18 protein-coding genes and 1 pseudogene are annotated in these 20,547 nt (G+C 72.2%); 4 read left to right on the plus strand and 15 right to left on the minus strand.

Annotated features, from left to right (window positions below; all coding sequences use genetic code 11):
* The first annotated feature begins 129 nt into the window (after positions 1-129).
* Positions 130-969, plus strand: a complete 840-nt coding sequence (locus ACFXG1_RS24745; protein ID WP_384711696.1) for an EI24 domain-containing protein — start codon at positions 130-132, stop codon at positions 967-969.
* A 69-nt stretch (positions 970-1,038) separates the two neighbouring features.
* On the opposite strand, the gene ACFXG1_RS24750 is transcribed toward ACFXG1_RS24745, so the two are convergent.
* The 3 genes from ACFXG1_RS24750 to ACFXG1_RS24760 all read right to left on the minus strand — a co-directional run bounded on the left by ACFXG1_RS24750 (position 1,039) and on the right by ACFXG1_RS24760 (position 4,222).
* A complete protein-coding gene (locus ACFXG1_RS24750; RefSeq protein WP_384711693.1) occupies positions 1,039-1,752 on the minus strand; it encodes a carbon-nitrogen hydrolase family protein in 714 nt (237 codons plus the stop codon).
* 14 nt (positions 1,753-1,766) lie between these two features.
* Positions 1,767-3,050, minus strand: a complete 1,284-nt coding sequence (locus ACFXG1_RS24755) for a pyroglutamyl peptidase (RefSeq protein WP_384711704.1) — start codon at positions 3,048-3,050, stop codon at positions 1,767-1,769.
* A gap of 212 nt (positions 3,051-3,262) precedes the next feature.
* Positions 3,263-4,222 carry an SGNH/GDSL hydrolase family protein gene (locus ACFXG1_RS24760; RefSeq protein WP_384744581.1) on the minus strand — a complete coding sequence of 320 codons (960 nt, stop codon included), beginning with the start codon at positions 4,220-4,222 and terminating at the stop codon, positions 3,263-3,265.
* A gap of 290 nt (positions 4,223-4,512) precedes the next feature.
* On the opposite strand from ACFXG1_RS24760, the gene ACFXG1_RS24765 reads away from it, so the two are divergent.
* Positions 4,513-5,007 (plus strand): DUF3145 domain-containing protein, encoded by a 495-nt coding sequence (locus ACFXG1_RS24765; RefSeq protein WP_384711687.1) that lies wholly within the window; start codon positions 4,513-4,515, stop codon positions 5,005-5,007.
* Between the two features lie 223 nt (positions 5,008-5,230).
* On the opposite strand, the gene fabF is transcribed toward ACFXG1_RS24765, so the two are convergent.
* The 5 genes from fabF to ACFXG1_RS24790 all read right to left on the minus strand — a co-directional run bounded on the left by fabF (position 5,231) and on the right by ACFXG1_RS24790 (position 10,199).
* Entirely contained in the window at positions 5,231-6,496 is a 1,266-nt protein-coding gene (fabF, locus tag ACFXG1_RS24770) for a beta-ketoacyl-ACP synthase II (RefSeq protein WP_384711684.1), read from the minus strand.
* A gap of 91 nt (positions 6,497-6,587) precedes the next feature.
* Entirely contained in the window at positions 6,588-6,836 is a 249-nt protein-coding gene (locus tag ACFXG1_RS24775; protein ID WP_384711681.1) for an acyl carrier protein, read from the minus strand.
* 126 nt (positions 6,837-6,962) lie between these two features.
* Positions 6,963-7,967 (minus strand): ketoacyl-ACP synthase III, encoded by a 1,005-nt coding sequence (locus ACFXG1_RS24780; protein WP_384711678.1) that lies wholly within the window; start codon positions 7,965-7,967, stop codon positions 6,963-6,965.
* Between the two features lie 34 nt (positions 7,968-8,001).
* Entirely contained in the window at positions 8,002-8,925 is a 924-nt protein-coding gene (locus ACFXG1_RS24785; RefSeq protein ID WP_384711701.1) for an ACP S-malonyltransferase, read from the minus strand.
* Positions 8,926-9,014: 89 nt separating this feature from the next.
* Positions 9,015-10,199, minus strand: coding sequence for a PucR family transcriptional regulator (locus tag ACFXG1_RS24790; protein WP_384744584.1), 1,185 nt, complete (start codon positions 10,197-10,199; stop codon positions 9,015-9,017).
* An 83-nt stretch (positions 10,200-10,282) separates the two neighbouring features.
* Here ACFXG1_RS24790 and ACFXG1_RS24795 point away from each other — a divergent pair, with 83 nt between their 5' ends.
* Positions 10,283-10,954, plus strand: coding sequence for a pirin family protein (locus tag ACFXG1_RS24795; protein WP_384711672.1), 672 nt, complete (start codon positions 10,283-10,285; stop codon positions 10,952-10,954).
* Positions 10,955-11,012: 58 nt separating this feature from the next.
* Here ACFXG1_RS24795 and ACFXG1_RS24800 read toward each other — a convergent pair whose 3' ends face one another.
* From ACFXG1_RS24800 to ACFXG1_RS24830, 7 genes are all read right to left on the minus strand, one after another.
* Positions 11,013-11,831: a serine hydrolase domain-containing protein gene (locus ACFXG1_RS24800; protein WP_384711669.1), complete on the minus strand. Its 819-nt coding sequence runs from the start codon at positions 11,829-11,831 to the stop codon at positions 11,013-11,015.
* 47 nt (positions 11,832-11,878) lie between these two features.
* Entirely contained in the window at positions 11,879-13,093 is a 1,215-nt protein-coding gene (locus ACFXG1_RS24805; RefSeq protein WP_384744586.1) for an acyltransferase, read from the minus strand.
* On the minus strand, positions 13,090-14,142 hold the full coding sequence (locus ACFXG1_RS24810) for an alpha/beta hydrolase (protein ID WP_384744588.1): 1,053 nt from the start codon (positions 14,140-14,142) through the stop codon (positions 13,090-13,092). The genes ACFXG1_RS24805 and ACFXG1_RS24810 overlap by 4 nt, the downstream gene beginning before the upstream one ends.
* Before the next feature lie 246 nt (positions 14,143-14,388).
* On the minus strand, positions 14,389-15,066 hold the full coding sequence (locus ACFXG1_RS24815) for a response regulator (RefSeq protein ID WP_384719330.1): 678 nt from the start codon (positions 15,064-15,066) through the stop codon (positions 14,389-14,391).
* Complete coding sequence (locus ACFXG1_RS24820) at positions 15,063-16,370, minus strand: sensor histidine kinase (RefSeq protein ID WP_384719332.1); 1,308 nt, start codon at positions 16,368-16,370, stop codon at positions 15,063-15,065. Before ACFXG1_RS24820 ends, ACFXG1_RS24815 begins: the two co-directional genes overlap by 4 nt.
* 120 nt (positions 16,371-16,490) lie before the next feature.
* Complete coding sequence (locus ACFXG1_RS24825) at positions 16,491-17,354, minus strand: DUF4429 domain-containing protein (RefSeq protein WP_384719334.1); 864 nt, start codon at positions 17,352-17,354, stop codon at positions 16,491-16,493.
* Positions 17,355-17,797: 443 nt separating this feature from the next.
* A complete protein-coding gene (locus tag ACFXG1_RS24830; RefSeq protein WP_384716387.1) occupies positions 17,798-18,442 on the minus strand; it encodes a TetR family transcriptional regulator in 645 nt (214 codons plus the stop codon).
* A 283-nt stretch (positions 18,443-18,725) separates the two neighbouring features.
* Here ACFXG1_RS24830 and ACFXG1_RS24835 point away from each other — a divergent pair.
* A pseudogene (locus ACFXG1_RS24835) lies at positions 18,726-20,376 on the plus strand (MFS transporter); the annotation flags it as partial.
* Positions 20,377-20,547 lie beyond the last annotated feature (171 nt).

Raw genomic sequence — 20,547 nt, forward strand, 5'->3', positions numbered from 1 at the left:
CTGGAAGGAGAGCGCGCGCAGGCCGCGAGGAACGAGCGGTCGAGCACGGTCGACTGAAGAACACGGCTGAAGCGCCCCGGAGGCGAACCGAGCCCTCAAAAAAAGGGGCGGCCGGATAGGGTCACGGCCATGAACGATCTCGGCAAGGGCTTCGGCTATCTGATGAAAGGCCAGCGCTGGGTCGCGACCCGCGGCCGCTGGCTCGGACTGGGGCTGCTCCCCGGTCTGGTGACCATGGTCCTCTATTTCGGGGCTCTCGTCGGTCTCTTCTTCGGCGCGGACGACTTCGTTGCCTGGGTTTCGCCGTTCGCCGACGACTGGTCGTCGCCTTGGCTGGGGATCTTCCGCGGCACTCTGACGGCGCTGACTTTCGGGTTCGGTCTCTTCCTCGCCGTGATCACCTTCACCGCCGTGACCCTGCTGGTCGGGCAGCCGTTCTACGAGTCGCTGTCCGAGGAGGTCGACCGGAGCGAAGGCGGTGCGGTCCCCGAGTCCGGCAACTCGTTCTGGGGCGATCTGTGGATCTCCGCCCGGGATTCGGTACGGATCCTGATCCGGGTCGCGTTCTACGGTGTCATCCTCTTCGCCCTCGGTTTCATTCCCGTCCTCGGGCAGACCGTCGTCCCCGTCCTCGGGTTCTGCGTTTCCGGTTTCTTCCTGGCGGAGGAGCTGACCGCCGTGGCCCTTCAGCGCCGGGGCATGGTGCTGAGGGACCGGTTGACGCTGCTGCGCGGTCGGCGGATGCTGACCCTCGGCTTCGGCGTACCGCTCACTCTGGCGTTCCTGGTGCCGTTCGTCGCGGTGTTCCTGATGCCGGGCGCGGTGGCGGGCGCGACGCTGATGGCCCGCGACTTGGCACCGCTGCCGGACCCCGGTGACGTGTCACCGGAAGCGGCGGACGCGGCCGTACCGGAGGGGAACGCGGACCCCGTCCCGTATCACCCGCAGGGACGGAACCCGTACGCCTGACGCGACAACGGTCGCCGCGCCCGGCGGACGACGAGTCCGTCGGGCGCACCGGCACCGGAACCGGCAGCGTCACACCGGCAGCTCGGCCACCACCACACCCGCCGCCGTGTCCGCCCCGGCCAGCCGGACGCCGTCCGGGCCCCAGATGGCGCTCCCGCCCCGGCAGTCGCCGCAGTCGTTCATGCCGAGGGTGTTGGCCAGTACCACATACAGCCCGTTCTCCCGGGCCCGTACCGGATACACCGCGTCGAACGAGTCATTGCCCGACTCCAGGACCGAACTCGCCAGATACACCGCCGCGCCCGACTCCCGGGCCCGCGACGCGACCTCGGGGAAGCGGTTGTCGTAACACGTGGCCAGGGCGAACCGGACGCCGTCGAGGACGAAGGCGCCGTCCGCCGTGCCCACCGCGAACAACTCCTCCTCCACACCGTGCAGATGCCGCTTGTCGTAGCGGCCCAGCGGCGTCCCGTCCGGGCCGACGACCAGCGATGTGATCGCCGGCCGCCCGGCCGCCGTCCGTACGAAACCGTTGACCACGGCCGCCGTCCCGGTCTCCCGGCACGCGTCGCGCACCGGGCCGAGCCGGATGTCGTCCTCGTCGAGGACCGACGAAGGATCCCGGGCGAGCAGATCGAGGTGGTAGCCGGTCGTCGCGGTCTCGGGGAGGACGACGAGCCGGGCGCCGCGCCCCGCGCCCGTACGGATCAGCTCGGCGACGGTCCCGACATTGGCCGTCACATCGCCGGGTACGGGCGCGAACTGGGCTGCCGCTATCTTCATACGGTCATCATCGCTCAGCGCTCCTTACCGGCTGCCACCCGCACGATCTCCGTGACCTGCGCGATGATGTCCAGCCGGTTCCGGACGAACTGCGGGTCGGTCAGTTCGGTGGTGTTGCCCGTGCCGAACGCGAGTACCGGGGTGTGCACATGGCCGCCCGGAGTGGTCAGGCCCAGCCGGTCGCGCAGCAGGGTGGCCCGGTAGGCGATCTCGTTGGACAGGTAGTTGCCGCCGCCGCCCGCACGGGCCGTGGACCCCGGGGTCGGTCCGTCCGGCCGGTCGACGGGCGTGGTGCCGCCCGCCGGGATCTCCGTCACCGAGGTGTTGTCGTACACCGGGAAACGGCCCGTGGGCGCCGCCGTGATCGCGGCCACGGGCAGTGTCGACGAGGTCCACTGCGGCTGGGGTGCCGGGCCGCTCACCGGGACCGTCTCCAGGCGGGACACGTTGTCGTTGTCGCCGAAGCCGCCGCGCCAGGCGCCGTTGGTCCGCTCGATGTCGAAGCGGCCGGGCCGGCCCTGGCTCACCGTGGTGAACAGGTCCACCTTCGACAGATGGGGCCGCAGGGTCCGCTCGACCGTACCGTCGGCGAAATCGGCCCAGCGGACCGGGAAGACGGCGGTTTCGATCCGCGCCCTTCCCTCCGCCGTCTCGATCACCTTGCCGTCGAGGGCGAGGGCCGTGGCGCCCGAGGGGTTGCTGATCCGGATGTCCCGGTCGAGCGTGAAGGGGTCGAACCCGGTGAGCAGGATCCGCTTGACGTCACCGTCGCGCCGGTCGTGCTTCTTCCCGCCCGGCAGCCGGATCGAGTCCTGGCCGCGCGACGACCGCTCCAGCCGGTCGAGCAGCCGGGCGCGCTCCGTGTCGCAGAGGTCGAACGACGGCTGCCACAGACGGAGTTCGCGGACGAGCGCCAGTCGCGCCCAGTACAGCGGACGGTCGTCGTCCCGGGTCAGATCGCCCACGAGCGGCCCCCGGCCCTGCGCCCGGTCCACGGCCCGCTCCCACAGTGCCGCGCCGTGCCGGGCGACGGCCTTCTCCGCGCGATGGTACGAGTCCGCCCCGGCCAGGGCCCGGGCGAGGGCGGGCGCCGCCGTGTCGAAGCCGGAGCGCCGCAGGATCTCCCGCGGCACGGCCCGGTCCAGCCGCGCCTCCTCGACCGTGGCCGGCGCAGGCGCGGCCGAGGGTACGCCCCCGGCCGCCGGGGCCGGGGGAGCGGCCTGGGCGGGCACGGTCAGGGCGACGGAGACCACCACGGCGGTGGCGGCGGTGACCAGGGAGGGGAGGCGCACGGACATCGCGGATATCGAGGACACGGGGGTGATCCTTCCGTTGGACGGGTGGCGGAAGTATCACCTCGGGCCGGTCCCCCTGGCTACGTGATCGTTTTCAGCCACCGGCACGCCACGGCCGCGGCGCCCGGCCATGGCTCCCGGCTCCCGGCCACGGACCCCGCCCCGGGCCGCCACCCCTCCGCCGGGCGCCGGAGGGTCCGGCGCCCGGCCCGGGGTCACTTCGGTACGGACGCCGCCGTGATGTTCCGGTAGGCGATCTCCGCGAGTGCGCTCTGGCCGTCCTTGCTCGGATGGAACCAGTCCCACCGGCTGAGCAGCTCGCCGTCGAAGCGGTACGAGTACACGGCGCCCCCGTCGTAACGGCACCGCTGGTCCTTGCCGCAGACGTCCTTCAGGACCGCGTTGTACTCCTCCACCCGCCGCTGCACCCGGTCGCGGCGCTCCGTGGCCTCCGGGCCCAGGTCCTGGGAGTCCCCGAGCATCGACGAGCAGATGCCGAGCTTCCAGATCTGACGGCCGATCGGGTCTTTCCGCCCGGTCTCCCAGAGCCGCTTGAGGTTCGGCACGCTCGATACGTACACCTGGCTCTTGGGCGAGGTCCGGCGCAGTTCGCGCAGCGCGCCCGTGAACGACGCCCGGAAGTCCGCCACCGGTGTCATCCGGTCGGCGGAATCGCTGCACGCGTCGTTCGCGCCGACCATGACCGTCACCAATTCGGGCTTACGGGCCGCCGCCCGGGTCATCTGGGCCGAGAGGTCTTCGGCCTCGGCGCCCGTCTTCGCGTAGTTCCAGGTCCGCTCGGACACCCCGGCCGCGTTGCCGAGCAGCCGCATCGCCAGGCTCCGTACCTCGGTGTCGGTTCCGGTCGCCCAGGACGACTCCGGACAGTCCGCGAGCACCACACAGGCGTTGAAACTGCGGGTGATGGAGTCGCCCACGGCCGCGATCGAGCCGGGGCTGCGGTCCCAGACGAACTCCGGGGCCTTCCTGGCCGGGGCCGCCTTGCTCTGCGTCTCCGACGAGCCCTCGCAGCCGGTGGCGGCGAGCGTGAGCGCGAGTATCGCGGCGGTCCCGGCGGCGACGCGCCGAGCGCGCGCGCCGCGCCGCCCGCGCCGCTCGGGGGCCGCGGTTCCCCCGCCCCCGGAGCCGGGTCCTCCGGCGTCTGTGATCGTCATGGCTCTCGTATCCGGGTGTTGGTCGCGCATCCCGGTGTCCCCTCCGTGTCGATGCCCCCGAGGTCCTGCCGAGTGAAAGCTTGGTGCGTACAGCCCGCCGGACCGACATTACGTCACCCCGTGGGCACCCACTCACGGTAGCTTTTTCCCCGTCGGTCCAGAGGCATCGTGCCCATAGGCTCCGGTAAATTACATCACGTCACATGCTGTCCCTTTTGTGGAGATTCACTCCTGATGATGTTTACTGAGAGCGCTGGGAAGGCGATCCTCGTCCCACACTGGAGGTCCCGGTGACGACACGCGGCGTTCTCTACGTCCACTCCGCTCCGCGCGCGCTCTGTCCGCACGTCGAATGGGCGGTCGCGGGTGTACTCGGTGTACGGGTACAGCTCGACTGGATCCGGCAGCCCGCGTCCCCGGGCACCTGGAGAGCCGAGCTCTCCTGGCGGGGCGAGGTCGGCACCGCCTCCAAACTGGCGTCCGCGCTCCGCGGCTGGCACCTCCTCCGCTTCGAGGTGACGGCCGAGCCCTGCGCCACCGCCGAAGGCGAGCGCTACAGCGCCACCCCCGACCTGGGCATCTTCCACGCCGTCACCGGCATCCACGGGGACATCCTCATCCCCGAGGACCGGCTGCGCGCGGCCATGGTCCGCTCCGCCGGGGGCGAGACCGATCTGGAGGCCGAGCTGTCGAAGCTGCTGGGCAAGCCCTGGGACGACGAGCTGGAGTCCTTCCGCCACGCGGGCGAGGGCGCCCCGGTCCGCTGGCTCCACCAGGTGGTCTGACCCGGGACGCGACGTGGCTGGTCGTGGGGTTCCGCCCTCTTGGGGTTCGACATTGACAACCGGGCAGCGGCGGAGTTCCAGGGGCGCGGGGAACTGCGCGACCAGCCACTGACGGCCCGCAGTCGGGTACGGCCGGACCGATCGCCTTCTGTTCCGTGCAAACGAGAAAGCTCGTACACCCTTTCAGGGTGTACGAGCCTTTGACTCTTCGAGAAACCTCGCGTCACGCCGAGCGGAACGCCAGCACCACGTTGTGGCCGCCGAACCCGAACGAGTTGTTGATGGCCGCGATCGTGCCGGCCGGCAGCGCCCGCGCCGCGCCGCGGACGACGTCCGCGTCGACCTCCGGGTCCAGCTCGTCGATGTTGATCGTCGGCGGGGCCGTCCGGTGGTACAGCGCCAGCACCGTCGCCACGGTCTCGATACCGCCCGCGCCGCCCAGCAGATGACCCGTCATCGACTTGGTCGCCGAGACGGCCACATGGTCGAGGTCGTCCCCGAGGACCTGGCGCAGCGCCTTCACCTCGGCGACGTCACCCAGCGGGGTGGAGGTGGCGTGCGCGTTGAGGTGTGCGATCTGCTCCGGCTTGAGGTCCGTCGTCGCCAGCAGCGCCCGCATCGCCGCGGCGATGCCCCGGCCCGTGGGCTCGGGCTGGGCGATGTGGTGGCTGTCGGCGGAGAGGCCCTGGCCGAGCACCTCGCAGTAGATCTTCTTCGCGCCGCGCCGGGCGGCGTGCTCGGCGGACTCCAGGATCACGACGCCCGCGCCCTCGCCGAGGACGAAGCCGTCGCGGGCGGTGTCGTACGGCCGCGACGCCTTCTCGGGCTCGTCGTTGTTCTTGGACATCGCCATCATGTTGGCGAAGGCGGCCACGGGCAGCGGGTGGATCGCCGCCTCGGTGCCGCCGGCGACGACGACGTCGGCCCGGCCGGTACGGATCATCTCGACCGCGTAGCCGATCGCCTCCGCGCCCGAGGCGCAGGCCGAGACCGGGGTGTGCACTCCGGCCCTGGCGTTGACCTCCAGGCCCACATTGGCGGACGGGCTGTTGGGCATGAGCATGGGCACCGTGTGCGGGGAGACCCGCCGCGGGCCCTTCTCCTTCAGTACGTCGTACTGGTCGAGCAGGGTGGTGACACCGCCGATACCGGAGGCGATGACCGTGCCGAGACGGTCCGGGTCGAGACCCGTCTCGTCACCGGCGGGGGCCTCGTAGCCCGCGTCCGCCCATGCCTCCCGGGCCGCGATCAGCGCGAACTGCGCCGAGCGGTCCAGTCGGCGGGCCAGCGGCCTGGGCAGGACCTCCGAGGGGTCCACCGCCGCGGTGGCGGCGATCCGTACCGACAGCTCGCCGAAGAGCTCGGGGTCGAGCGCCTTGGCTCCGGAGCGCCCGGAGACCAGGCCTTCCCAGGTCGATGCGCTGTCGCCACCCAACGGTGTGGTTGCGCCGATACCGGTGACGACCACGGTGCGATTGGTCGAGTTCATCGGAATTCTTTCTCCACGTGTAGGGGGTGCTGAATGTCCCGGCGCCACCGGACAGGTGGCGACAAGCGCGCCCGAACCTGAGGCTGGTCGATCAGCCCTGGTGGTCGAGGATGTACTTCGCGGCGTCGCCGACCGTCTTGAGGTTCTTGACGTCGTCGTCGGGGATCTTGACGTCGAAGCGCTCCTCGGCGGCGACGACGACCTCGACCATCGAGAGCGAGTCGACGTCCAGGTCGTCGGTGAAGGACTTGTCCAGCTGGACGTCCTCGACCGGGATACCGGCGATCTCGTTCACGATCTCGGCGAGACCGGCGACGATCTCCTTCTCAGTGGCGGCCATGTGGCGCTCCTTCGATTCTGTGCTGTGTCTGTCTGGCTGTTGTCCGGCACGACTTGCGTCTGGATGCCAGGGGTGGCGGCCCGGACCGTCTGGGACCCGGCCACCGGTCCGGATGATCCGGAGTGACTAGGGGAGGGTAACGACCGTCGCTGCGTAGACGAGACCCGCCCCGAAGCCGATGACGAGCGCCGTGTCGCCGCTCTTCGCCTGCCCGGTCGCCAGCAGCCGCTCCATCGCGAGCGGGATGGAGGCGGCCGAGGTGTTGCCGGTGGTCTCCACATCGCGGGCGACCGTGACGTGCTCCGGCAGCTTCAGCGTCTTCACCATCGAGTCGATGATCCGCATATTGGCCTGGTGCGGGATGAAGACATCCAGGTCGTCGGCGGTGATCCCGGCGGCGTCCAGCGCCTGCTGGGCCACCTTCGCCATCTCGAACACGGCCCAGCGGAAGACCGCCTGGCCCTCCTGCCGGATCGCGGGGAACTTCTCCACCGTGCCGCCGTCGCGGTAGTCCGTCCAGGGCACGGTCTGCTTGATGGTCTCGGACTTGTCGCCCTCGGAGCCCCAGACCGTGGGGCCGATCATCGGCTCGGCCGCGGGTCCTACGACCACCGCGCCCGCGCCGTCGCCGAAGAGGAAGGCCGTCGCGCGGTCCTCCAGATCGGTCAGATCGCTCAGCCGCTCCACCCCGATGACCAGGACGTAGTCGGCGGAACCGTCGGTGATCATGCCCTTGGCCAGGGTGAGCGCGTAGCCGAAGCCGGCGCAGCCCGCGGAGATGTCGAACGCGGCGGGCTTGATCGTGCCCAGCCGGTCGGCGATCTCGGTGGCGACCGCGGGGGTCTGCTGGAAGTGGGAGACGGTGGCGACGACGACGCCGCCGATCTGGTGCGGCTCGACGCCCGCGTCCGCCAGCGCCTTCCCCGACGCCTCCAGGGACATCGCGGTGACGGTCTCCTCGTCGGACGCCCAGTGGCGGGTCGCGATGCCGGAACGGGACCGGATCCACTCGTCCGACGAGTCGATCTTCTCCAGGATCACGTCATTGGGTACGACCCGGACGGGCCGATAGCCGCCGACGCCCATGATCCGTGCGTACGGAGCGCCCTTGCTGGGCTTGATCTTCGCCATGTGTACGGCTCTCCTTGTCCAGATCCGGGTCGCGTCAGGCCGCCGGGCCGGTGTGCTCGGCGATCAGCTCGCGGGCCGCGGCGAGATCGTCCGGCGTCTTCAGCGCGAGGGTCTTCACACCCGGCAGGGCCCGCTTGGCGAGTCCCGTGAGCGTGCCCCCGGGGCACAGCTCCAGCAGGGCGGTGACGCCCAGCTCCCGGAAGGTCTCCATGCACAGGTCCCAGCGGACCGGGTTGGCGACCTGTCCCACCAGCCGGGCGACGACCTCTTCACCACCGGTGACGACGGCGCCGTCCTTGTTCGAGACGTACGACACCTTCGGGTCGGTGACCGTCAGATGTGCCGCCGCCTTCTCCAGTGTGGCGGCCGCGGGCGCCATATGGGCGGTGTGGAACGCGCCGGCCACCTTCAGCGGCACGACACGCCGGACACCCTCCGGCTTGTTCTCGGCCAGGGCGGCCAACTGCTCCGCCGTACCGGCGGCCACGATCTGCCCGGCGCCGTTGACATTGGCCGGGGTGAGACCGAGTCCCTCCAGATGGCCGACGACCACATCGGCGTCGCCGCCGAGCATCGCCGCCATACCCGTCTCGGTCACGGCGGCGGCCTCCGCCATCGCCAGACCGCGGGTACGGACGAACCGCAGCCCCGCCTCCTCGTCGAACACTCCGGCGAGCACGGCGGCGGTGATCTCGCCGACGCTGTGGCCCGCGACGGTGCCCGGGTGTACGTCGCCGAGCGCGTGCGCGGCCACCAGACCGGCGGCCACCAGCAGCGGCTGGGCCACCGAGGTATCCCGGATCTCGTCCGCGTCGGCCTGGGTGCCGTAGTGGACGAGATCGAGGTCGACGGCGGCGGACCAGGCGGTGAGCCGGTCGGCGACGCCGGGGAGGTCGAGCCAGGGAGTCAGGAAGCCGGGCGTCTGGGCGCCCTGGCCGGGAGCGACGAGTACGAGCACTCTCACACTCTCTCTTGTATGCCGTCCCCGACGCCCGTGGGGACAGGGACGAAGAACCGCCAGGGGAATTGTGGGTGTCCAACAAAAGTCTAGGCTTGGGGATCTCCGTGGGCCAAGCGCCCGAGGATGAGGGCGATTCGCAGCGTAAAGGCCGAACGGACATCGGAGGGTGACCATCCGGTGACATCGGTCACACGTCGCAGCCGGTAGCGCACGGTGTTGGGATGGACGAAGAGCATCCGGGCGGCGCCTTCCAGACTGCTCGCCTGCTCCAGATAGACACTGAGAGTTTCCAGCAGGGCGGAGCCCGCTTCCTCCAGTGGTCTGTAGATCTCCTCCACCAGCTGTTCACGAGCCGCCGGATCGGCCGCGATCGCCCGCTCCGGGAGGAGATCGTCCGCCAGTACCGGACGCGGCGCGTCCTGCCAGGCCTGGCAGGCCTTCAGCCCCGCCGCCGCGGCCTGTGCCGAGCGGGTCGCGGCCAGCAGGTCGGGCACCACGGGTCCGGCCACCACGGGTCCGGCCGCGTACGGTCCGATCAGCGCCTTCGCCACCTGTAGCGGGTTGTCGCTGCCGCCCGCGATCACCACGAGACGGTCGCCGAGCACCCCGGTCAGGACCTGGAGCTTGGCATGCCTGGCCGCCCGCCGGATGGCCTCCACGGTCAGCTCGCTGTCGCCGTCGGGGGCGGTACCGAGGACGACGCAGACGTGCTCAGGCGCGTTCCAGCCCAGGGCCGCGGCCCGGGACACCGCGCCCTCGTCGGCCTCGCCCGACAGCACCGCGTTCACCACCAGCGACTCCAGCCGGGCGTCCCAGGCGCCCCGGGCCTCCGCCGCCTGCGCGTACACCTGGGCCGTGGCGAAGGCGATCTCCCGGGCGTACACCAGCAGCGCCTCGCGCAGCACCGCCTCGTCACCGGGGGCCGCGACCTCGTCGATCGCGGTCTCCATCACCTCGATCGTGGTCCGCACCATCTCCACGGTCTGCCGCAGGGTGATGGCCCGGGTCAGCTCCCGCGGCGCCGTCCCGAACACATCCGTCGAGATCGCCTGCGGGGTCTCCGGATGCCGGAACCACTCCGTGAACGCCGCGATACCGGCCTGGGCGACCAAGCCGATCCACGACCGGTTCTCCGGGGGCATGGCCCGGTACCACGGCAGTGTCTCGTCCATGCGCGCGATGGCGTTGGCCGCCAGCCGCCCCGATGACTGCTCCAGGCGCTTCAGGGTCGCGAGATGAGGGTGGGCGTCGTTCGATCCAGGTTCGGGCACGTGGACAAGACTGCCTTATCCGGTGACGGGGAGGGCCCGCCGGGGCGGAACCGGCCCCGTCGGCGCCAGCTACCGTGTCGTCCGTGATCGACGTACGCCGCGCCGCGCAGCGCTACCCGGGCGGGGAGCCCGGCAACGGTATCGAGACCGCCCACGCCTTCTCGTTCGGGGCGCACTACGACCCGGCGAACCTCCGCTTCGGCACCCTCATCGCCTGCAACGAGGAGCGGCTGGCGCCCGGCGCCGGGTTCGCCGAACACCCCCACAGCCATACCGAGATCGTGACCTGGGTCGCCGGGGGCGAACTCACCCACGAGGACGGCACCGGCACCGCCACCGTCGTCCGCCGCGGCGACCTCCAACGGCTGAGCGCCGGGGACGGGGTGCGCCATGTCGAACGCAACGCCGGGGACACGCCCCTGGTGTTCGTCCAGATGTGGCTGATGCCGCTGGAGCCGGGCGGTACCCCGTCGTACGAGGTCGTACGGGGAATCGGCGACACGGCCCCGTACCATCTGCCGCAGGCCGGGGCGGCGCTCCACGTCCGCCGCCCGGCGGCCGGGGAGCGCGCCGGTGTCCCGGACGCCACGGCCGCGTACCTCCATGTCGTCCACGGCGGGATCGACCTGGCGGGGCGGACACTCGGCCCCGGTGACTCGGCCCGCCTCACCGACACCGAGGGCCTGACGCTCACGGCCTCACCGGACGGGCCGGCGGAGGTGCTGATCTGGGAGTTCCCGACCCTGCCCGGATAGGCCGTGTCACGGGTGGTCCGGCGCGGCTTACGGGTGGTCGGGCGCGGCTTACGGGTGGTCAGGCGCCGCGCAGCTCCGCGAGGACGGCGTCCGTGAACCGGGGCCACGCCTCGATCGCCCACGGGCCGAACGCCCGGTCCGTCAGGGCCACACAGGCCGCGCCCGCGTCCGGGTCGACCCACAGGAAGGTGCCCGACTGCCCGAAGTGGCCGAAGGTACGCGGCGACGACGAAGCGCCCGTCCAGTGCGGCGTCTTGCCGTCGCGGATCTCGAAGCCGAGCCCCCAGTCGTTGGGCGTCTGCCGCCCGTACCCGGGCAGCAGCCCCGCGACACCGGGCCAGGCCACCGTCATCGCGTCCCGTACGGTCCGCGCGTCCAGCAGCCGCGGCGCCTGTACCTCCGCCGCGAACCGGGCCAGATCGTCCACCGTCGACACGGCGTCCTTAGCCGCCGAGCCCTCCAGCGCCGTCGCCGTCATCCCCAGCGGTTCGAGTACGGCCTGCCGCAGATACTCCGGGAACGGGATGTCCGTCGCCTTCGCCACATGGTCGGCCAGTACCTCGAACCCGGCGTTGGAGTAGATCCGCCGGGTGCCCGGCTCCGCGCCGACCCGGTGTTCGTCGAAGGCGAGCCCCGAGGTGTGCGCCAGCAGATGCCGCACCGTGGACCCGGCGGGCCCGGCGGGCTCGTCCAGCTCCACCGCGCCCTCCTCGAACGCCACCAGGACCGCGTACGCGGCCAGCGGTTTCGTCACCGACGCCAGCGGGAAACGGTGCCCGGTCGGCCCGTACCGCCCCGCCACGGTCCCGTCGGCCCGCACCACGGCCGCGGCCGCGGTGGGAACGGGCCATGTCTCGGTGATCGCCAGACTCTGCATGCGTACGAGATTAGATGGTGGCTCCCGGGTTCCGCCGGGCGGCACTGCTACCCGGGGACGAGGGCGTAGCAGGCGAAGCCCGCCGCGAGGACTCCGGCCAGGACCCTCGTGGGGCGCGCCGTGCGCCACGGCCGCTCGAAGACCCGGGCGTACCGGCCGATCAGCAGCAGCAGCGCCGCGAACACCGGCAGCCACGCCAGCCGGGCCGCCACCCATCCCAGGGTGTCGGGCGCCGTCGTCAGGCCCGCGAGTTCACCGGCGTACGACGCCGGGACCGCCGCCGCCAGCATCGCCGTCTGGTGCCAGCACAGGATGGTCATCGCCGACAGGTTGATCACGACCACCGGCGCCCACACCTTCGGCCGCGCCAGAAGCCGCCCGATCCGCTCCCGCAGCAGGATCGCCGCACCGCTCTGTGCCGAGGCCAGCGCCAGGACCAGCAGCGACGGCGGATGGGAGTTGGTGCGGGCCTCGCCGGGGACGCCGACCATGGACGCCGGATAGCCGAAGACCAGCAGTAGGACGGCGAACAGCGCCGCACCGCCGATCAGCAGGATCCGGGCCCTGGCCCGGTCGATCCTGCCCTCGCCCCAGCTGACGCCCAGCTGATACGCGAAGAGCCAGCCCGGCAGGATGTTGAGGACGCTCAGCCAGGACGGAACGGCGTCGGCCCCCGGCCCGTACCGCATGAGATCGACGGCGGCGACCGTCAGCAGCAGGGGCGCCGCGGCCCAGAATCCGAACGCCCGTGAGGCCCGGACGCAGTACGGGGTGAGGGCCGTGACGACCGTGTAGACACCGACGAACCACAGCGGCTGGACCACCAGGGTCGACCCGGTGCGCAGGGTCGTCCCGGGGACGCCCGACGCGTACAGGACGGGGATCAGGACCGCCCATACGGCGGTCACGCCGAGCACGGGCCGGCCCAGCCGGGCCACCCGCCCCCGCAGCCAGTCGGCGGTGGAGCCGGTACGGCGGTGGTAGGAGCGGACGGAGGCGTACCCGCCGACGAGGAAGAAGATCCCGAGCATCTGGAGGACCCAGCTCGCGGGCGCGAAGAAGCCGAAGGCGCTCAGCGGGCTGGCGTTGCGCAGCGCGCCGTCGTCGCCGAGGGTGAAGCCGCCGAGCAGCCAGTGCCCGAGCGGTACGGCGAGCAGGGCGAGGGCCCGCAGGCCGTCGACCGCGCGGTCCCGGTCGGCGGGGGTGCGGCGCTCGACGCGTGCGGCGAAGGCGGCGAAGGGGGTGGCGGGGGACGGGTTCATCGGGCCTCTCCTCGGGCGATGGCGGCGAAGGCGCGGAGCGAGTCGGTGCCGGGCTCGAAGTAGCCGTCGTGGCCGCGCGCCCCGTCGGCCGGCACCGCGCGGGCGCCGAACCCGCCGGACGCGGGGTCCTCGCCGTGACCGAGCCCGAAGAAGTGGATGTTGGGTACCCGGGCGATCCAGTCGCTCGGGTTCCGCGCGGCCCATACCCGGGCGTCCGTCTTGAGGTCGGACACGGAGTCCGCGCGCATCCCGGGCGCGCCGAACACGACGATGTCCGACGCGTGGGCCCGGTCCGCGGCGAGGCCGCAGACCACGGAGCCGTAGCTGTGGCAGAACAGGCTGGGGCGGGGCGCTCCGACGGCGGTCAGACCCCGGGTGAACCGGGCCAGGCGCGGGGCGCCGGCCTCGGCGAGATCGCCGGTCGCGGCGTCGAGCCCGACGCCGACGGGGGTGGTGTACCCGGTCCAGGCGATCACGGCGGTGCCGGGGTCGGCGGGTCCGTGCAAAGCCGTGGCGTCCCTGAGGGTCGTCGCCATGCCCGCGACGACGCGGTGGCCCTTGTCCGCCCGGTCGAAGTTGCCCGCGTCGGTGTCCGACCCGGGCACGATCACGGCCACCCGCCGGGCCCGTGTCAGATCCCCGTACACCTCGGCGATCTGGCCCCGGCCGCGCGGATCGAAGGCCAGGATCCGGCGGCCGTCCCGCGTGAGGCGCTCGTACGGTGTCCCGCGCAGGGCCCGCGCGTTGGCCGCGTACCGCAGCTCGACCGGTACGCCGTCGAGGTTGCCGACGACGAGCGGATGACGCTCCACCAGCCGCTGCCGGTCGGCCGGGGCCAGGCCCGCGAAGAACGCGGCGACGCGCTCGGGTTCGGCCCGCGCCGGGTCGGGCAGCTCCCGCCCCAGCGACCGGTCCGCGCTCCATGCGGCGGCCCCCGGCGGCGGCCCGGTGACGGGTGTCTGGGCGTCGCCCGACGCCCAGCCCGCGGTCCCGGCGACGGCGGAGACGGCGAACGCGACCCCGAGCAGAACCCTCTTGAACCGGCGCATCGCCCGTTCCCCCTCCTCCGACCGCCCCGCGGTGTGCGGGTGCGACGGGAGGAAGGTAGGAACGGGACACCGCGCCGGGCGTCACGCCGGGGAGCCAACCACGGCGTCGTACCGGGGTAGGGGGTGTCCTACGCGCCCGTCCCGGGGGCGCCGGGGTCCCCCATCGCCGAAGGCATAGGGGGCGGAACCGCGCGACAAGCCGGCGAAAGCGCGCGGCCGGCAGCTACGCAGAGGCCCCCGGAGGGGCTATGCCTCGCCGGGGCGGACCAGGCCGGACTCGTACGCGAAGATCACTGCCTGGGCCCGGTCGCGGAGGTCCAGTTTGGCCAGGACGCGGCCGATGTGCGTCTTCACGGTCTGTTCCGCGACGATCAGCCGCCCCGCGATCTCCTGGTTCGACAGGCCCCGCGCGATCAGCTCCAGGACCTCCGTCTCACGCGGCGTCAGGCCTTTGAGGCGCAGGGACGGGTCCTTGCGGGGGGCCGGGCGGCGGGCGGCGAAGTCGGCGATCAGGCGGCGGGTCACCGAGGGCGCGAGCAGGGCCTCGCCGGAGGCGACGATCCGGACCGCGGCGATGAGGTCCGCCGGGGGCGCGTCCTTCAGGAGGAAACCGGAGGCCCCGGCGCGCAGCGCCTCGTACACATAGTCGTCGACGTCGAAGGTGGTGAGCATCAGCACCTTGGGGACATGGGTCACCCCCGGCGGCGGGGTCAGGACCGCCCGGGCCGCCGCGAGGCCGTCCATCTCCGGCATCCGGACGTCCATGAGGACCACGTCGGGGTGGGTCGCGCGGGCCACCTCCACCCCGGCCCGGCCGTCCGGTGCCTCGCCCACCACGTCGATATCGGCCTGCGCGGAGAGCAGCGCCGCGAACCCCGCGCGCACCATGGCCTGGTCGTCGACGATGATCACGCGGATCGTCACGCGGTCTCCTCCTCCGTCCCGGGCCCGGTCAGCGGCAGACGCGCGGCCACCCGGAATCCGCCGTCCGGCAGCGGACCGGTGTCCAGCGTGCCGCCGGTCAACCGTACGCGCTCCCGCATCCCCACCAGACCGTGCCCGGTGCCCGCCGACTCCAGCGGCCCGGCGGCGGGTTCCGGCGGCGGCCCGTTGACCACCACCACCGTCAGGTCCGCGCCGTCCGAGACCACCGACACCCGGGTGTGCGCGCCCGCCGCGTGCCGGACCACGTTCGCCAGCGCCTCCTGCGCGATCCGGTACGCCGACAGGTCGACGGCCTGCGGTACCGCCCCCGGGTCGACGCTCAGCGACAGCTCCGCGGGCACCCCGGTCCGTACCGTCGCCTCCACGAGCTGCTGGATCCGGCCGATACCGGGCTGCGGCGCCAGCTCGCCGCCGGCGTCCTCGCTCCGCAGCACCGCCAGCAGCCGCCGCATCTCCGTCAGCGACTCCCGGGCGCTCGCCGCGATCGTCCCGAACTCCTCCCGCGCCTGCTCCGGCAGCCCGTCGATCCGGTAGGGCGCCGAGTCGGCCTGGACGGTGATCACGGACATGTGGTGGGCGACCACGTCGTGCAGCTCCCGGGCGATCCTGGCCCGCTCCTCCAGCAGGGTGCGCCGCTGCCGCTCGGTCTCGCTGATGGACTCCTGCGCCGTCAGCCGCCGCTGGACGTCGCCCCGCTCCCGCAGCGCCCCCGCGGCGACCAGGATCACCCCGGACAGGACGAACAGCAGCACCCAGCCGCCGTCGCTCAGGTCGGACCGGACCAGTTCGAAGACGGCCCCGGCGATCCCGGTCGCCAGCCAGACCGCGACCAGGGTGCGCCGGGACTCCCGCAGGCCGAGGAAGACCATCAGGATCAGATAGCCGATGATCACCGTCGGGGGCCACGGCCAGGGGTTCCCCTGGGTCGCGTCGCCCGTCAGGGCCGCCCCGCCGATCACATTCGCCGCGAACACCACCCACCACGCCTGCAACGGCCGGGCCAGCGCCAGCAGCAGGGGCGTGGTCTGGGCCACCGCCAGGGCGCCGGCCGCCGCGCCGTTCATCCCGTAGTCCCTGCTCAGGACACCCACGGTGACCGGCAGCAGGGCCGCGACCGCCGCGACGGCGACCACGTACGGGGCGTACCGCGCCCAGGCCCTCCGCGAGTCGCCGAGCAGCGGGGTGGCCGGGTGGGAGGGGGTGCGGACGGCACGCACGAGCAGCGCGAGCTGTTCGCGGACGGTGCGCCACAGGGGGGTCTGCGGTGAGGAGGGGCTGGTCACCCCGACAGCCTAGGCAGCCCGCCGGGTACCGGCGTCGTACCCAGGGGTGCGATCCCGTGTCGTACCGGGGTACGACATCGCGGCGATACGGGACCGGGGGCGCCCCGGATCGCGGCCGGATCACAGCTCCGCCAGCAGCTCCGTCTTCTTCGAGGTGAACTCGTCGTCCGTCACCAGACCCGCGTCCCGCAGCTCGCCCAGGTGCCGGATCCGTTCGGCGATGTCCGCCGGGTCACGGCGGGCGGTGCTCAGGACCAGTGCCGGGGCGGGTCCCGAGCGCTGGACGGACTCCAGTACCGCGGCGGCGAACGGCAGCGATTCGTGTACCGGGCCGTTGCGCAGCCCGAAGACGACCGCCGCCGGGTCCTTGTCGGCGGCGATCTCGGCGGGCGGCGCGTGCTCCGGTATCCGGCGCAGCAGCCGCAGATGCCCGTCGAGGCCCTCGGGGGCGCGCCACTCGACGCCGCTCAGCTCGCCCACCGCGAAGCTCTGGTCGCCCGCCTTCCACTTGGCGGACGACGCGCCGGTGCGCGACCAGCGGAAGTCCACATACCGGCCGTCGAAGGACGCCCGGCCGTCGTACGCCTTGAACGCGATGGGGGAGTCGGGCGCGGCGACGACATACCGTACGGCCGGCTGGTCGGCGTCGGCGGGCAGCGCGGCGCGCAGCGCGTCGAGATAGTGGACGGCGGCGCTCTCCCGGTCCGCGGGGACCACCACCCGATACGGGTCGTTCCCCTCCTTCAGCTGACCCGCCGCCGCGGCCATCAGCGGATCCGCGCCGGGGCGCGGCCGTGCTCGCAGGACATAGGTCCCCCGCTTGCCCGGGGTGAGTGTCACCGACGCCAACGCCTCGTGGGGGATGCGGCGTTCGCGGAGCGCCTGGAACAGCTTCGGCGTGCGGTGTCCCCGTTCATAGCGGATGAGCACGGAGTCGGACTCGAACTCCCATGTGGCTTGAATTCCGGCCAGTACATCACCCATACGCCTCATCGTAGGGGTCGGGCGCCGTCACGTCGCCCCTTTGGAGCGGTGGGCTTCCCCTGATGTTCTACGCGCGTCAGGCCGCCCGTTTACCGGAGAACCGGCGGCGGATGAGCGCCCCGGCGCGGGAAACGGCTCGTGCGCCGGGATCTGATGGCGATGTGTGACCCGCTGTCCAGTCCGGCCTCCGATTTTGGCGTGAAAGCGCCGTCGTGGCCGATTGCCCGCGTCGGGCGGCTCCTGGTGCGGGAGCCGCCCGGCGTTCCGGTTCGGGGTCCGGACGGGCTCCGTGCACGGGTTCCGCGCGCCGGGGCGGCCTCCGTACGAACGTCCGTGCCCGGCGCCCGGATCCGGCGCGTACGCGGGGTTTCGCACCCCGGTCTCCCGGCGCACCCCCGGTCCCGGCGAGCCCTGTGGGCGGCGCGTGCCGGTTCCGTCGTACGTCAGGTCCGCCAGGGGGCCGCCAGCGACGGCACCAGGTGGTCCATGTAGCGCGATGTCAGATCGCGGATCGCCCGGGTGCTGTGGTCGTCGCCCGCGCTCCACCGCTGCCCCGCGACCCGCATGGCGCCCCCGAACGCCGCGACCGCGATCCGTACCCGCGGGTCCTCTTCGAAGTCGACCCCCTCACGGGCGGCGATGATCCGGCCGATCTGCTCCTCCGTCGCCAGCGACCGGCGGATATGGACCGCCAGCAGCGACGGGGTGGACTCCACGACCAGATACATCCGCATATGGAGCTGGAGCGGCACGATGTCCCCGATCGCGCTCGCGATGGTGTCCCACGCCGTCGCCACCGCCCGTCGCATCGCCTCGAACGGCGGCTCCTGCGACGGCCTGGCCCGCAGCGCGTCGAGGAAGTGCCGCTCGGTGAGGTCCTGGACCGCGAAGGCGACCTCCAGCTTGCTCGCGTAGTACCGGAAGAAGGTCCGCTGGGAGACCTCCGCGGCCTCGGCGATCTCGTCGACCGTGGTCTCGTCGAACCCCTGCGTCGTGAACAGCTCCAGCGCCGCCCGCGCCAGGGTGTCCCGGGTCCGCCGCTTCTTGCGCTCGCGCAGTCCGCCGGCCTCCGCCGGCCCGACCGTCACTTCATGCCCTCGCTCGGTGGTCTTCGGTCGTCTCCGTGGCCCGACGACCGGATGGGCCCGGGCCGGCGCCCGCGGTCACGGGCCGGGTGTGCCCCCGTCGGACCTCTTTCACCGCCGTCCCGTAGTGTCCGCACCGCACACGGCGGGGCGGACGGTCTTCGAGTCCCGTCGCTCCGGTGTGCCCGCGGGGCGGACGCGGTCAGCGTACCTGTGACCTAGTTGACAGTAACCGACTAATAAAATCCTTGGTCAAGTGTCAGTCGCTGTCACTACGCTCTCCGGTATGACTAGTCAGACCACCGTCGAAAAGGCGCCGAAGGAACCCGAGGGCGCTCTTCCGGCCCAGTCCGGGGGGCTGCGCGGCCACCCCTGGCTGACGCTCTTCGCCGTCGCGATCGGCGTGATGATGGTCGCGCTGGACGGCACGATCGTCGCGATCGCCAACCCCGTCATCGCCGACGATCTCGACGCGACCTTCGCCGACGTCCAGTGGATCACCAACGGTTACTTCCTCGCGCTCGCCGTGACCCTGATCACCGCGGGCAAGCTCGGTGACCGCTTCGGCCACCGGCAGACCTTCCTCGTCGGTGTCGTCGGCTTCGCCGCCGCCTCCGCCGCGATCGGCTTCTCGGACAGCATCGCCATGGTGATCCTGTTCCGTGTCTTCCAGGGCCTCTTCGGCGCCCTGCTGATGCCCGCCGCGCTCGGACTGCTGCGCGCCACCTTCCCCGCCGAGAAGCTGAATATGGCGATCGGCATCTGGGGCATGGTCATCGGCGCCTCCACCGCGGGCGGGCCGATCGTCGGCGGTCTGCTGGTCGAGAAGGTCAGCTGGCAGTCCGTCTTCTTCATCAATGTGCCGGTCGGGATCCTCGCGGTCGTCCTCGGTGTCCTGATCCTCAAGGACCACCGCGCCGAGAACGCCCCGCGCTCCTTCGACGTCCCCGGTATCGCGCTGCTCTCCACCGCGATGTTCTGCCTCGTCTGGGCCCTCATCAAGGCACCCGAGGCCGGCTGGGGCTGGGGCGGCGTCAAGACCTGGAGCTTCATCATCGGGGCGATCGTCCTGTTCGCCGCGTTCGCCTTCTGGGAGCAGCGCGTCGCGGAGCCGCTGATCCCGATGAAGCTGTTCCGCTCGGTACCGCTGTCCGCCGGTACGGTCCTGATGGTCCTGATGGCCATCGCCTTCATGGGCGGACTGTTCTTCGTCACCTTCTACCTCCAGAACGTGCACGGACTCGGCCCGGTCGACGCCGGTCTCCATCTGCTGCCGCTCACCGGAATGATGATCGTCGGCTCGCCGCTGGCGGGCGTGATCATCACCAAGACCGGTCCGCGGATCCCGCTGGCGGGCGGCATGATCTTCACCGCCGTCGCGATGTTCGGGATGTCGACCCTCGACAAGGGCACCAGCAGCGGTGTGATGTCCATCTGGTTCGCCCTGCTCGGCCTGGGCCTCGCGCCGGTCATGGTGGGCGCGACCGAGGTCATCGTCGGCAACGCGCCGATGGAGCTGTCCGGGGTGGCCGGTGGTCTCCAGCAGGCCGCCATGCAGATCGGTGGCGCGCTGGGCACCGCGGTACTCGGCGCGGTGATGGCCTCCAAGGTCGACAACGACCTCGCGGGCAACTGGGCGGACGCGGGGCTGCCGCCGCTGGCCGGGCACGATCTGGACAAGGCCGCGGAGGCCGTTCAGGTCGGGGTGCCCCCGGTGGCGCCCGGTACCCCGCCGGAGGTCGCGTCGACGATCGCGGACGTCGCGCACGAGACGTTCATCTCGGGCATGGGCCTGGCGTCCCTGGTCGCGGCGGGCGTCTCCGTGGTCGCCGTCTTCGTCGCCCTCCTCACCAAGCGCGGCGCCAACGCCCAGGCGGGCGCCGGAGCGGCCCACATCTGACGGGTCCCCGTGCCCCGTCGCCCCCAAGGGGCGGGGCCCGGCCCCGAGAGCCCGTCGCCCGTCCACCGGCCGGTGGGTGGTTGCTCGCGCAGTTCCTCGCGCCCCTTGGGTCTCCTGCCTGCCCCGGCGCGAAAAGTGGCGACAGGCCGGAGTACCTAGGGGCGCGGGGAACTGCGCGACAAGCCCATCACCGGGGCGCGCCCGGACG

Origin of the sequence: Streptomyces sp. NPDC059248 (genome assembly GCF_042753905.1) — a bacterium.
GTDB lineage: Bacteria > Actinomycetota > Actinomycetes > Streptomycetales > Streptomycetaceae > Streptomyces.

Coding starts and splice junctions, on each gene's coding strand:
- ACFXG1_RS24745 (WP_384711696.1), top strand. CDS start 130: ATGAACGATCTCGGCAAGGGCTTCGGCTATCTGATGAAAGGCCAGCGC.
- ACFXG1_RS24750 (WP_384711693.1), bottom strand. CDS start 1,752: ATGAAGATAGCGGCAGCCCAGTTCGCGCCCGTACCCGGCGATGTGACG.
- ACFXG1_RS24755 (WP_384711704.1), bottom strand. CDS start 3,050: ATGTCCGTGCGCCTCCCCTCCCTGGTCACCGCCGCCACCGCCGTGGTG.
- ACFXG1_RS24760 (WP_384744581.1), bottom strand. CDS start 4,222: ATGACGATCACAGACGCCGGAGGACCCGGCTCCGGGGGCGGGGGAACC.
- fabF (WP_384711684.1), bottom strand. CDS start 6,496: ATGAACTCGACCAATCGCACCGTGGTCGTCACCGGTATCGGCGCAACC.
- ACFXG1_RS24775 (WP_384711681.1), bottom strand. CDS start 6,836: ATGGCCGCCACTGAGAAGGAGATCGTCGCCGGTCTCGCCGAGATCGTG.
- ACFXG1_RS24780 (WP_384711678.1), bottom strand. CDS start 7,967: ATGGCGAAGATCAAGCCCAGCAAGGGCGCTCCGTACGCACGGATCATG.
- ACFXG1_RS24800 (WP_384711669.1), bottom strand. CDS start 11,831: ATGCAGAGTCTGGCGATCACCGAGACATGGCCCGTTCCCACCGCGGCC.
- ACFXG1_RS24805 (WP_384744586.1), bottom strand. CDS start 13,093: ATGAACCCGTCCCCCGCCACCCCCTTCGCCGCCTTCGCCGCACGCGTC.
- ACFXG1_RS24810 (WP_384744588.1), bottom strand. CDS start 14,142: ATGCGCCGGTTCAAGAGGGTTCTGCTCGGGGTCGCGTTCGCCGTCTCC.
- ACFXG1_RS24825 (WP_384719334.1), bottom strand. CDS start 17,354: ATGGGTGATGTACTGGCCGGAATTCAAGCCACATGGGAGTTCGAGTCC.